The sequence below is a fragment of the Paenibacillus glacialis genome, from assembly GCF_001637205.1.
Taxonomy (GTDB): domain Bacteria; phylum Bacillota; class Bacilli; order Paenibacillales; family Paenibacillaceae; genus Paenibacillus_AQ; species Paenibacillus_AQ glacialis.
The window spans coordinates 117895-130862 of record NZ_LVJH01000021.1 but is presented as its reverse complement, the minus strand read 5'-3'; the positions used below and the strand labels follow the sequence as shown (position 1 = coordinate 130862).

At 40.0% G+C, this 12968-nt stretch carries 15 protein-coding genes; 6 read left to right on the top strand and 9 right to left on the bottom strand.

Annotated features, from left to right (window positions below; all coding sequences use genetic code 11):
* Window positions 1–165: 165 nt before the first annotated feature.
* Genes PGLA_RS12345 through PGLA_RS12335 form a run of 4 tightly spaced genes read right to left on the bottom strand, consistent with a single transcriptional unit; the run spans window position 166 to window position 2719 of the window.
* Entirely contained in the window at window positions 166–1041 is an 876-nt protein-coding gene (locus PGLA_RS12345; protein WP_068533109.1) for a hypothetical protein, read from the bottom strand.
* 20 nt (window positions 1042–1061) lie between these two features.
* The gene (locus PGLA_RS12340; protein ID WP_068533107.1) at window positions 1062–1760 is read right to left on the bottom strand and encodes an AlkZ-related protein; all 699 of its coding nucleotides are present in this window, start codon (window positions 1758–1760) and stop codon (window positions 1062–1064) included.
* 26 nt (window positions 1761–1786) lie between these two features.
* On the bottom strand, window positions 1787–1891 hold the full coding sequence (locus PGLA_RS29920) for a WCX domain-containing protein (RefSeq protein ID WP_483823621.1): 105 nt from the start codon (window positions 1889–1891) through the stop codon (window positions 1787–1789).
* 9 nt (window positions 1892–1900) lie between these two features.
* The gene (locus tag PGLA_RS12335) at window positions 1901–2719 is read right to left on the bottom strand and encodes a WYL domain-containing transcriptional regulator (protein ID WP_245699835.1); all 819 of its coding nucleotides are present in this window, start codon (window positions 2717–2719) and stop codon (window positions 1901–1903) included.
* A 219-nt stretch (window positions 2720–2938) separates the two neighbouring features.
* Here PGLA_RS12335 and PGLA_RS12330 point away from each other — a divergent pair, with 219 nt between their 5' ends.
* Window positions 2939–3433 (top strand): double zinc ribbon domain-containing protein, encoded by a 495-nt coding sequence (locus PGLA_RS12330; RefSeq protein ID WP_068533106.1) that lies wholly within the window; start codon window positions 2939–2941, stop codon window positions 3431–3433.
* Between the two features lie 77 nt (window positions 3434–3510).
* Here PGLA_RS12330 and PGLA_RS12325 read toward each other — a convergent pair whose 3' ends face one another.
* Complete coding sequence (locus PGLA_RS12325; protein WP_068533104.1) at window positions 3511–4515, bottom strand: aldose 1-epimerase; 1005 nt, start codon at window positions 4513–4515, stop codon at window positions 3511–3513.
* Between the two features lie 209 nt (window positions 4516–4724).
* Between PGLA_RS12325 and PGLA_RS12320 the strand changes: the two genes are divergently transcribed.
* Complete coding sequence (locus PGLA_RS12320) at window positions 4725–5312, top strand: RNA polymerase sigma factor (RefSeq protein ID WP_068533102.1); 588 nt, start codon at window positions 4725–4727, stop codon at window positions 5310–5312.
* The gene (locus tag PGLA_RS12315) at window positions 5293–6090 is read left to right on the top strand and encodes a DUF4367 domain-containing protein (RefSeq protein WP_068533100.1); all 798 of its coding nucleotides are present in this window, start codon (window positions 5293–5295) and stop codon (window positions 6088–6090) included. Before PGLA_RS12320 ends, PGLA_RS12315 begins: the two co-directional genes overlap by 20 nt.
* Window positions 6091–6308: 218 nt before the next feature.
* On the opposite strand, the gene PGLA_RS12310 is transcribed toward PGLA_RS12315, so the two are convergent.
* From PGLA_RS12310 to PGLA_RS12295, 4 genes are all read right to left on the bottom strand, one after another.
* On the bottom strand, window positions 6309–6806 hold the full coding sequence (locus tag PGLA_RS12310) for a hypothetical protein (protein WP_068533098.1): 498 nt from the start codon (window positions 6804–6806) through the stop codon (window positions 6309–6311).
* A 124-nt stretch (window positions 6807–6930) separates the two neighbouring features.
* The gene (locus tag PGLA_RS12305; protein WP_068533096.1) at window positions 6931–8241 is read right to left on the bottom strand and encodes a hemolysin family protein; all 1311 of its coding nucleotides are present in this window, start codon (window positions 8239–8241) and stop codon (window positions 6931–6933) included.
* A gap of 318 nt (window positions 8242–8559) precedes the next feature.
* Window positions 8560–9003 (bottom strand): spore coat protein GerQ, encoded by a 444-nt coding sequence (gerQ, locus tag PGLA_RS12300; RefSeq protein WP_425415378.1) that lies wholly within the window; start codon window positions 9001–9003, stop codon window positions 8560–8562.
* A gap of 49 nt (window positions 9004–9052) precedes the next feature.
* Window positions 9053–9475: a cell wall hydrolase gene (locus PGLA_RS12295; RefSeq protein WP_068533093.1), complete on the bottom strand. Its 423-nt coding sequence runs from the start codon at window positions 9473–9475 to the stop codon at window positions 9053–9055.
* A 247-nt stretch (window positions 9476–9722) separates the two neighbouring features.
* Here PGLA_RS12295 and PGLA_RS12290 point away from each other — a divergent pair, with 247 nt between their 5' ends.
* The 3 genes from PGLA_RS12290 to PGLA_RS12280 all read left to right on the top strand — a co-directional run bounded on the left by PGLA_RS12290 (window position 9723) and on the right by PGLA_RS12280 (window position 12947).
* Window positions 9723–10604, top strand: a complete 882-nt coding sequence (locus PGLA_RS12290) for a carbohydrate ABC transporter permease (protein WP_245699831.1) — start codon at window positions 9723–9725, stop codon at window positions 10602–10604.
* Between the two features lie 2 nt (window positions 10605–10606).
* Entirely contained in the window at window positions 10607–11425 is an 819-nt protein-coding gene (locus PGLA_RS12285) for a carbohydrate ABC transporter permease (protein WP_425415377.1), read from the top strand.
* Between the two features lie 121 nt (window positions 11426–11546).
* A complete protein-coding gene (locus PGLA_RS12280; RefSeq protein ID WP_068533088.1) occupies window positions 11547–12947 on the top strand; it encodes an ABC transporter substrate-binding protein in 1401 nt (466 codons plus the stop codon).
* Window positions 12948–12968 lie beyond the last annotated feature (21 nt).

Genomic DNA, 12968 nt, shown 5'->3' with positions numbered 1-12968 from the left:
TATCTCCGCCTTAAGACGGAGACTTTCACCGAATTTAGGATGGGTTACTTTTAGGGATAAATCTATCTTCATTAAGCGTAGAGCCGTTTTCTCACGCGTTGTAAACAGAAAAGGCTGAGTTCTCCCATCTGGGGATACTCAGCCTTTTCTTGTATTCTCGTGTAATTATTCTCGCAGCGTAAGCAAACGATCAACTGTTATGGAACCTCTCCACTCTGCTTCATTCCCTGGACTAAGTGCAGGCCATCTGATGGGCCATCCACCATCCTCTTGTTGTTCATTAGCTAAGGCAATTAAGTGCTGGGTTACGATCTCTGAAGATATCCATTGACGACAGTAGCTACTTGAGGAAGGGGCGAAGTCCAATACTTTATGGACATATCCACCCGCTTCGGGATCCAGTTCAATCGTTCCTTCTTGTTGCAGTTGTTCATTTAACCAGAGCAGCATAGGAGTTGCACGTTCTCGATCAGGCGTATTCGTTAGGAATGTAATACATTGAATCAGATCATGATAGTCTTTGGTATCTATCTTAGTCATATTATCCCAAACAAATTGAACGGATTGTTCGAACCATGGTTCCTTATAGAATGAAGTTATTACAGACTGTTTATATAGTAATCCTAGTATTGATCCCGTTGGATTCATTGAGGCTATATGATCTTCCTCCGTTGTCCACCATGGGGCATGCGGATCTGCATTCAGACTACAGAATGCACGTGGAGCTCCACCCGTTGTAGGAATTGTAATTTGCTGAAGATAGGATACAATCCCTTCAAGGATGTCAGGATCGAATGCATCTATCTCATCCATAATCAGAAGCGCCATTTCAGTCGGAATAGGCTGACTACTAGCTGTCCGAATATCTGGCTCAAGTGCATTTCCAAATCCACCATCTGGATTTTGATACATCCTTAATGTTCTCAGAACGGACTCTACAGTTCCGCCTTCGAAGTGGAATTCATATCTTTTGCGGTCCAGTAATCTAGCATTTGAATATATAAACGTTCTTGCAAGCTCGCTTTGTTCTGACGTCAACATGACCTCAACCCCTTTTCAAATTATGATAAATGAAATTGTTTCCGAAGATATGTAATGGCCTCTAGACTACATACGCTCTCAAGTTTATCTTGTAATACAGAAGCTGCTTCCTCACGACTTATTGATAGTTCTTTAATACCTGCAGACACCATCCAATGTTCTACCGTTTCATAAGAGGTGCTATTCCAACCATTTACTTCGCCTAGCTCATTTACTCTTTCCTTAATCCCTGAGATAACGATATCTAGATTCCCTTGTAATTCAATTAGAGCATTATCGAATGTAGATTTCATTTCTTTGGCTTTCATGCCTGCTTGAGAACGCAATTCGCGCGTATCAATACCTTCATTTTGCTGAATACATTGATATACATCTAATGCCGCTTTGGATAATAAACCTTCCCTATAACGGGTATCTGGCACGTTTGGTAGGCCCAGCACTTTATGAACATATGGAAACCATTCGCGTGACACGAGAATTGCTTTCTTTTTGAGCATTTTCCCATAAGCGGCTGAACCATCCCCAGGGAATCGAACTCTCCACGACCAAGGATCTTGGTCTGTACCTGAATGCCATTGACTTGATTCAGTCACACTTCCCAGAGAAGGGTGCCCTGGTATCAGTGATGCAAGAGGAAGAATACCCACACGTTCGATAAGCTGAGTTGCCTCCTCATAGGTCTGGATGATTTCATATTCATGATCAGCTTCTATCTTCATCTATTTCCATCTCCTTAATTATTAGACTATTGGTTATATCGATCATATACTTCTCTTGATTTAGAACGGATTTCGTCTCTAAGTGACGTAGGTTCAATAACTTCTGCATCCATTCCAAGCGAGTAGAACAATTGAACAGCCTAAGGAATCTCTGAAGCTGGTAGATCACATTCAGCCAACCATTCATCTTCACCTATAGATCTAATACACTCTCCGATATGCTCGTCTCGCTCAACCTGAAGCATTCCTTTGTAAGTCAATTTTGCACGAATATGTAAGGGTACTTGTTCTTTCTTATGTTCTTGATCGTGTAAGGATTTAAGTTGTGGAATCTCTTGAGGCTGTTCTTCTACAACTTCCTCCATGCGATCTACTCTAAAAGTCCTTGTCTCTCCATGTGTAGAAGAGTAAGCCTCACAATACCAGAATCCGTGTGCAGCATAAACTTTATAAGGCTGAAGAATGAGTCTTCTATGATGATTCATGGATTTGTAAAGTGTAGAGATCCACTTGGACTCTGCTGTTAGCAATATTAATGGTGACAAGTATGGTGTTACATAATTCCGAGAAGGAACATTCATTTCCAATGTTTGAAGCAGTGGATGAATCTGTTCGACCATATTCTTTGGAAGGATATTCTTGATCTTGTCTCTTACCGTCCAACGTTCGCTGTTAAAAGGCGTGTCTGGATATTGCATTAAGCCTTGTAGCGCAAATAATACAGTCAGAGCTTCTTGAGAATTAAGCTGAAGTGGTGGGAGTTGGTATCCCTCCATGAGTCTAAATCCACCTTGAGGGCCGCTTATCGCATACAGAGGAACACCCATCTCAGACAACGATTGAATATCTCGTAAAATAGTCCGACGAGACACCTCCATTTTATTCGCCAAGGATGAGGCCGTCTCGCCTTGTTGTTGCAATGCCATAATGATCGCCATTAATCGGTCTACTCTCTTCAATGTTGCTCCTCCCTTCAAGATGCTATTGGGTTCATTATAGCAATGGATTAGTGACATCTTATATGTCACCTATTATCTAATCACTTAACTTATTTTAAGAAAGCATCCAAGGTCATAGGTCATACAAGACATACATCGACCATACAATATAATTATGAACCGTGTATTTAAGTTGTTCAAGGGGATTCCATACTAATAGTCCCTAAAAGGAGGATCAGGATGTCACACTTCTTCAATAAAATGAAACAAGGTGTCACCGATGTTAGCAAAAAAGCACAGAATACCGTTGAAGCGGCTACTTTAAAAATTCAAATGACAACGAAGGAAAAAGAAATAGATAAAAATTATGCCGCTATTGGCCGTATCGTCCACCAATCCGTTGCACGTAAAGAAAGTACCATTCCGTTAGCCGAAATTCAAAAATATCAAAAAGCAATCGTAATTCTTGAACAGGAAATCGCACAGATGCAGCGTAAAATCCAACAGATTCAGAGTCAGAAGGAATGCGGATGCGGTAAAATGCTGCCAGCAGACGCTACCTATTGCCCTTTTTGCGGACAACAATTTCATGTTGTAAAGGTCAAAACTGCGCCTCTTAATGAGCAGGATGCTTCTCATACACAATATGTCAATTCAAATCGACACTGTACGCAATGTGGATCTTCCGTAGTATCAACAGATCATTTCTGCAGAACGTGTGGTCTTCAATTATAGGAAAAATGAGTGTTTATAGAGTCTCGGAACCATAAAAAAAGATAGGTAGCTTTTACGCTACCTATCTTTTTGTGTCATTACCCCTGAATGTAATACAAACGACTCGTCTCTTGCCAGCTCTCACCAGGTGCAATGCCAATCAACCCAATCTCTTCAGCGTCTCTGCCTTGAATGTTAGGTGCATTTACAAGGTTCATTTGCGGCTCAGGACAGAAGAACTGTCCACATGCACCGTTATTCCAAATCATCCAGTGCTTATAGGATGTACCCACATCATAAATAAGCTTATCACCTGTTCTTATATCCGTAAGTTTCATCATATTACGACCATTCTGAGGACGTGATGTATAGTGGTTATCTAGGCTATCAAAGTAAGGATTAACGCCTTCACCCTTCATTAGCTCTTCATCCGTACTTAGTGGAAGGATATGACCTGTTGGCAATGTACGATCACCAAGTTCTATTCGCTCATCGATCGTGATCTTCACACGATAGTCTGAAGCCTTGCTATCAGGAACAAATGGCGCATTAATAGCTGTGTGAAAAGCAATTAAATTGGGCATCCGTTCTTGCCCTTCATTCTTGACAGTTACCTGAAGTTGAAGTCCGTTGTCACTAAGGGTATAGCATAATGTTATGATGAATTCAAAAGGGAAGTACTTTTTATATAAATGGCCTTCGCTCACGGTTTGTGAAAGAACGACCTTACTCTCATATGAATTCGATGAGAAATGAACCACATCCCACGAAAGAGTATGCATATACCCATGTATATGATTTCCATTAGATTCCTCGTTAATAGGTAACTGGTACACTTTACCCTCCCACGGCAATTTACCATCCTCGAAACGGTTGGGTGGGAACAGAATAGGAATTCCATACACGCCAGGATTTGCTTTGAAATGTTCCATTTCATCTACTTGCGGTTCACGCAAGAAGTTGTATCCCTTCTCTGTATCACGGAACAAGATTAGGTTACCACCTATCTCAGGTAACACAGCTGCTTCTAAGCGACCGTGCTTAAGCCATATCGCTTTTTCTCCATGGAAGTCGGTTTCATATGCAGAATATTGAGTGTTCATGAGTTCCCCCTAGTATTTGTAGTTGCCTCACTTCTATGTTGTATTAATAAGATATATCATACCATGTACTATTACGTTATCCAACGCGTATCCACATATCCAAACTATGAAATTAAATAGGCACTTCCCCAGTAAATAATGTAGAATGAATACGAATGAAAATATTACCACTTTCACCTAGAAAGGTCTTTGTTAGAGAGGAGAGTATCATGTCGAACCATTTAAATCTTTTAATAGCAGCAGATTTCAATCAAATTAGTGAGCAACTACAAGAAAAGATCTATTATGAGTATTATGAATACGTCTATGGCATGATCTATTGTATTGTTAAAGACCATGCGACTACAGAAGATATTATCCAAGATGCTTTTATAAAGATAATTACGAAGAAGCCCGTATTTGAGAATGAGATCAAACTAAAAGCTTGGTTAAAAGTAGTTACAAGAAATACTTCCATAAATTTTTTAAGAAAAAACAAAAAACACCGTAACCAACTAGATATTGACAGCGTTTATACATATATAGATGAAGTATTACAATCACCAGTCTCTGTTGAGCATTCCGTGGAGAGTAAGATGATGGAGGACTCCATCCTATCTTATATCAATTCATTGAAGCCGGAGTTTCGCGTATTAATTGAATACCGTTGGAAACAAGGATTATCGTACAGGGAAATGTCTGAACTTCTAGATATTCGTGAAGATATCATTAAGCAAAGACTCTTCCGAGCCCGGGAGAACATTAAGAAAATGATGCATAAAGAATGGGGTGTACTAGATGAACAACGGAAGATTTGATCAATGGTTTGATGACGCCTTTGATGTCTCAGCGTCCTCATCTAGTCTCACTTCGGAGGAATCAAAAAAAGAATCTTGGAACAAGGTTCAGATCCAGATTCATAAACTGAAGAAATCCCAAAAAAGAAAGCGCCATTTCCAACTTGCTGCTGTCGTTGCTGCCTCTGTTACTGCAGGAGCAATTATTTTCAATCCTCCTGCTATAACGCAGGCTGGTTCTCCTGTGTATTCTTCCATCAAAGATTGGGGAGACGGCGTTGTCAGAATTATATTTGGATCCAGTAACCATGCCAATTTGGAAGATGCCAAAACATCAGCACCACCTGATCATTTTAACGAAACCCAGGACCATCCCTCAGTAACATTGGGTAATGTGACGGAGTATCAGTCCAAAGTATTGTCACTTGAAGAAGTGCAGGATCAAATATCCTTTGTTTATCCCAACATACAAAGCATACCTGAACGATTTGAGTTAAAAAGTTCTGAACTACCAGAGACAGCTCCGATTCTGAAGTCTGAACAAGTTACTATGACCTATCGAACGGATAACAATGAATCTATGAGAATAATGTTACAGTCTTTGGCTTATCCGACAGTAACTTCTTCTTCCGGTTCAAAAGACACAGAGATATTAACATTAGAGAATGACATTGAAGCATACTATACTCCTGGCCGATTTAATGATATTCAATTCTTATATCATGGATTAAGTATCCGGATATATGGGAATGTATCGAAGGAAGAGCTTTTACAGATGGCAGAGAGCCTACCCATGTAGGTATTCTTCCGATTGCATTATTTTACAATTAACTTCATCTGTTCTTAAAATAAAGCAACTGCCCTACTCATAAGTGGGCGGTTACTTTATTTTAAATACAACTAGATTATAACGTTTAGTGCATCTGAATAATAAATGAAAGAAAATAGTTTGTCATAAGAATAAGTAAAAGGATAGTATCAGTTCACTGATACTATCCTTTATTTGTTATGTCTACCCTAATTCGTTACCAGCATGGATGACGTGTAAGCCGTAAATTCTTCTTTCACATTCCCTTTTGTCGCCCAGTGATTACTTTTAGCTCGGTAATAATAACCTGACGTCACCGTGAAATCAGCACTCCCACTATAAAAGTCTGTTGAGACAGACGATAGATACCTAGTTTGAATGGTTAACCAATTGGAACCTGTCCAGCGCTCTATAGATACATCAGCACCAATTGAGTTCACAGTCTCATAAGCCATAGTACTTACATCAATTCTTACATTCAAGTTACCCACATTATTTAGTGAAAGTTTTGAATCATAAAGGTATTTGAAGCTAGGATTAATGGAGAGAGGCAGTATGCTCTCCGATGTTGGAGGAGGTGTCGTTAGTGCACCTGGCTCTAGTGTCTCTTGCGCGTCCGCAGCACTCACTTGAACGGAGAACAGCATACTTACTAGCGCAATTAAGAGTGTTAATGTTAAAAACTTCTTTGGCATGATTCTTTTCATAGATAAAACTTCCTCTCTTTGTATGGATAATATCCTGGTATATAGTACAAACGCTTCTTACGAGAGGAAAGTTACATTTTTCTACGAAATATTTTAAAAAAATTATAGAGAAGGTTTTAACTTTCTATGCTCCTTCTCCTTCCAAAAGCTGTTTTTTAAGTAATTGAATTCGGGAGATACGTTTATTATCCGTTTCATCCACGATATATATATGATTGTCGAATTCCACGGATTGACCTTTCTGAGGAGGAATCGTTTCAAGTCGAGAATAGAGCCAACCGCCGATTGTGTCATAATCGTTAGTGTCCATCTCCAGTCCGAAGCGTTCATTGATCTCATCGATTAACATCAGTCCATCAATAGAGTATTCGTCATCTCTTATCTTCTCAATCCCTGGACGTTCTTCGTCGAATTCGTCCTGAATTTCGCCTACAATTTCCTCCATGATGTCTTCCATCGTTACAAGACCCGAAGTCCCACCATACTCATCAATCAATATGGCGATTTGAGACTTGCCTCGTTGCATTAATTTGAGTAATGCACTGATATGGATAGACTCAGGAACCGTAATAATAGGCCGAACAATGTTAGGGTATTCAATATCATTCGCTCTTAACAAGTCTTTGATATGAATAAAACCGATAATATTATCTTTATCTCCATCACACAGAGGATAACGAGTTCTCATCCCATCATATGCAATTTCTATGTTCTCTTCTCTTGGAACATGTTTGTAAAGGCAGATCATTTCCGTTCGAGGGATCATGATCTCTCGTGCAGTCGTCTCCGCAAACCCGAAGATGTTATTTACAAGTGCGAGTTCTGTATTATTGATCAGTCCACTTTTATTACTTTCATTCATCAAGATCCGTATTTCTTGCTCCGTGTGAGCGGAATCTTGTTCGGATTCAGGTGTAATGTGTAAGAATTTCAATATAAGATTTGCTAATCCATTCAGTAACCAGATAAATGGCGACATTATTTTGTAAAATAAGGTGATCGGTGCAGCTGACAATAATGTTACTGAGTCTGACTTTCGCAGGGCTAACGCTTTGGGTGCTAATTCACCTAATACAATATGAAGTACTGTAATAATGATGAATGCTACGGTTACCGAAATACCCTGTATTACTGGCTCGCTATAACCAAGCAAATTAAATAGTGGTTGTAATAATCGTGCGATAGCCGGTGCACCAATCCATCCAAGTCCTAATGATGATAGTGTAATTCCAAGTTGACAGGCTGATAAGTATGACTCTAGGTTATTCGTTATGTTTCTTGCTAATATTGCACCTCTACGTCCGTCCGCTACAAGTGTATCGATTCGACTACTCCTTGCTTTTACCATAGCGTATTCAGCTGAGACGAAAAAACCATTTAATAATATTAAAACAATAACCCAAATTAAATATATTTCACTCGGTAATGGGTTCAATCTTTAACCTATTCATCGTAATCCTTCACTGACGAATAGGTACACCTCCTTCGTTTTTCAAAAATGTTATGCGATTTAAAAAATAAGGCTACATATTGCAGCTTCAATTTCCCAAGCGACTCATCTCCCAGTTACTCTCAATTTAAACCTTATATTTAATTATATAGTTATACATTACACAGTCAAACACTAGGGTATGACTGTATTTCACAGAAACAATGACTTTTATTGTGAAAACAGCAATTTTACACACTAAAAGGGGGTGCCTTCGTCAATTGCGACGATATGGCACCCCTTTTGGCATATTGCTACATTAAATTAACGTCTAGGTTGAACTTGACTACCTTGTGTTCCAGGGTATTGATAATTAATTGGCTCATCAAACGTAATATAATCTAAGTAAATCGTTAACAAGATGACTCTTTTACCCGTTGCTTCACTGATTATGATGTGGTCTCGACCTGCAGCTTCTACTGTACCTTTGAAGATCTTGGCATTCCATTCTTTATTATTCTCGTAGGTCATATAGAATGTTCCGATTTTCCCACGATTCAAACGCAAGATATTCTCAACATAGGATTGCTCGTATACAGGGGCATTCGTTGGAATAACATTCCCTTGTGGTGTCATTGGGTTTCCAGCAGGTACTTGAGGTGGCATCATATATGACCCTCCCATACCTGGGTTCATTTGTCCACCAAACCCTCCACGTTCGTTACCAATTTGATAAGATACCGGTTGAAAAGGTTGCATAGTCATAATTATAATTCCTCCTTATATTGTAAAACAATGATTAATGGTTGTGTACAAGTTAATAGACTGTCGGACAATCCGAGGGCGTTGGAGTAAAGAAGCAATGCGCTTTATATCTTCCTGTGTTTTGTTGATTGTACCAAGTAGCAGGGCACTCCCCTACTGGTCTGAAGAACCAAAGAGCGTTGCTTGCAGGCCATCTACGTTCACCTCTTATAGCTCTTTCAGCAAGTCTGATATCTTTTTCTCGAGCAGCTTGATAAAAATAGCCTTTTTGAGGGGCCTCAAATCCACCTGGACTTTGAAAAACCATATCCGGAATGCTACGTATACTATTGAAATCTAAACAATCACCTAATATTCGATTAACCCCAACATTACCCACCATAAGCATGCCGGGTTCTCCATCCTCTTCCGCTTCTGCTCTCATTAATCGTGCTAACATCTTAATGTCTTCAGAATTCGCTTTAACAACTGGCATCTAATGCACCTCCTTGTTAATGATCTTTCTAACTTCACAGTATCTTATGTACATTCGCCTAGATGGTGACAAATTAAAAAAATGGTTATTTTACATTCATATGACATTCTCCTAACAACCAAGATTTATGATCTATTTAGATTTAAGACTAGTTGAGAGCGAGGCACATCTAATTATGGAAAAGGATCTAATCATCCAACCCGCACTGAAAAGAACGACCTTACTCCCTGCATTTTCTACCCGCTCCATGCGAACCAATCGATGGTTAGAACGCATACTAGCGTTTGTATTTCTTGCACCATCTTTATTGTTGTTCAGTATTTTCCTCTTCTATCCTCTTATCAAATCTGTGTACTTGAGCATGAATTTGACGGACCCCCGTGGCCGTGTCGTTCAGTACGTAGGTCTCCGTAACTTCACTGACTTACTGACATCAGAACTTTTTTACAAAAGCATTACCGTGACCTTGAGCTTCATCCTTTTAACTGTGCCTACAGGTATTATACTCTCGCTTATTCTTGCATGGCTTGCGCACACCCGATTACGGGGAGTACAACTATTTCGTTTTGTATTCTCGTTGCCTATGGCGATCTCTGTAGGTACAGGGTCCATCATCTGGATGGTTCTATACCATCCGACACTGGGAACACTGAACTACTTCCTTAGTCTGTTACATATTGCTCCCATCAATTGGCTCTCAGACCCTAACTGGGCGCTCCTATCTATCGCACTCATGACTGTGTGGATGAACCTAGGTTTTCAATTCATTGTATTACTGAGTGGGATGCAAGGCGTCTCAGAAGATATCTATGACAGTGCGCAGATCGATGGAGCGGGACCTCTACGTACCTTCTTTAACTTAACGATTCCTCTAATTACACCTTCTATATTTTTTGTCACGGTTGTATCTATGATTGGTGCATTTCAAGCATTTGGACAGATCAATATTTTGACAAAAGGTGGACCCATGAACAGTACCAACGTCATGGTGTTCAATATTTATCAGGATGCCTTTGTGAATTATCGATTTGGAACAGGTAGCGCACAAGCCTTGCTTCTGTTCTTCATAGTACTCATTCTTACGTTGATTCAATTCAAGGTCTTAGAGAAGAAGGTGCATTATCAATGATCATGAATCGGATGAATAAAGGTCTGCTGTATTTAGTGTTACTTATAGCTTCTTGTCTCATCTTGTTCCCTTTGTTGTATACACTGTCATCTTCATTCATGACCAACGGGGAATCCGCAACCTATCCGCCCAGAATGTTGCCAAGCCATCTTAACTGGGACAATTATATGAGTGTTATTCAGACTATTCCTGTCCTGCGTTTCATTGGAAACAGCTTCATTGTATCCACGCTCATTATGCTAGGGCAGATCGTAACCGCAAGTACGGCAGCGTATGCATTTGCATTCCTTCGATTTCCTGGTAAAACATTTCTGTTCGCCTTGTTTCTCGCTACTATGATGATCCCTTGGGAGGTCATCATGATTCCCAATTATCTGACCATTAAAAATTGGAATCTACTAGATAGTTATACAGGACTGATCATACCCTTTGTCGCATCTGCATTTGGTACGTTTCTATTAAGACAATCCTTCTTACAGTTACCAGGGGAATTGTTTGAAGCTGCACGTATAGATGGCTGCGGACATGTTCGTATCTTTCTTTCACTTGTACTACCGCTTTCTACACCAGCGATCGCGACACTCGGCGTTTATTCATTCTTGAATCACTGGAATATGTATTTATGGCCGCTACTCATTACGAACAAGGAAGAAATGCGAACCGTTCAAATTGGGATCAGCATGCTACAGTTTGAAGAAATGACGTCATGGAATCTGGTCTTAGCGGGTGTAGTTACCGTCATGATTCCTTCTCTATTATTACTCGTTCTTGGTTTGAAGCCGCTTGTGCGGGGTATTACTGCTGGAGCACTTAAGGGCTGAGAATGTACTTGACTCGACCCAGGTTATTCTACATGCGTTCCGACATTAGAACATTCTTGTTATGGGACATGTCTAATTTCAGATAAAATTAATGATCCAAAAGGGAGAGAACAAAGAAACCATGAATTTAAAAGCAATGCGTAGACGACCTATGGCACTACTATTTATCGTATGTATGATGTTGCTGACTTCTGCTTGTGGGTCAACGATCAGTAATAACGCATCTAGTGATACAACCAAGACTAATTCAGGTAGTGAAACTGTGGTGGAATCGGTAAAGAATACCGAACCGGTTAAAGTGGTATGGTGGCATTCCATGAGTGGCGAGCTAGGAAAGAAATTGGATCAACTTGTATCTGATTTCAATAACTCACAACAAGCAGTTCAGGTTGAAGCGGTCTTTCAAGGCACCTATGATGAGAGTTTAAACAAGTTGAAAGCTGCTATGGATTCCGAGAGCAGCCCAACGTTAATGCAGGTATATGAGATCGGCAGTCGCTTCATGATTGATACCAAATCGGTAACTCCAATGCAAACCTTCATAGACAAAGAAAACTATGACACAACTTCACTTGAACCTAATATTTTGAACTATTACACATTTGATAATCAGTTATATTCGATGCCATTTAATACTTCCAATCCAATTCTTTATTACAATAAAGATGCCTTCAAAGCAGCCGGTCTAGATCCAGAGAAACCTCCAACCACGTATGAAGGCGTCGCAAAAGCTGCAAAGGCATTAACGACTGAAGGTAAATCAGGTGCATCCTTTGCGATCTACGGATGGTTTATGGAACAGTTGTTAGCTAATCAAGGAAAGGAACTCATCGACAATGGGAATGGCCGTACTTCCCCTGCTACGTCCTCTTTGTTAAATAGTGAAGCAGGCGTCTCAATCCTAACGTGGTGGAAGCAAATGTTAGATGACAAATCGATTATTAATCTTGGGCGTAAAACCGACGATACCAAGAAAGCATTCGCTGCGGGACAAATTGCGATGACACTTGATTCTACAGCTTCTCTTCGTGGGATCGTTAGTTCAACAGAAGGTAAATTCGAAGTGGGTACTGCCTTCTTACCTAAACCTGAGGGTTCTAATGATGGCGGCGTTGTAGTAGGTGGTGCTAGCTTATGGATAATGAATAATCGTTCGCAGGAAGAACAACAAGGCGCATGGGAATTCATCAAATTCCTAGCACAACCCTCAACACAAGCTAACTGGCATATCAATACTGGATACTTCCCTATCACTAAAAAGGCATATGATGAGCAGACTGTCAAAGACAATCTGGCTAAATATCCACAATTCCAAACAGCTGTCGACCAGCTTCATCAAACGAAGCCAAGTCTTTCTACTCAAGGTGCAGTCATGGGCGTATTCCCTGAAGCGCGTCAACTGACGGAGACGGCCATTGAAGAGGTACTTAACAACAGTAAATCGCCTCAACAGGCGTTAGATGACGCAGCTAAGGCTATTTCAAGCAAGATTCAAGAATATAATCAGACCGTAAATAAATAGAAATAGAATCCCACATATAAA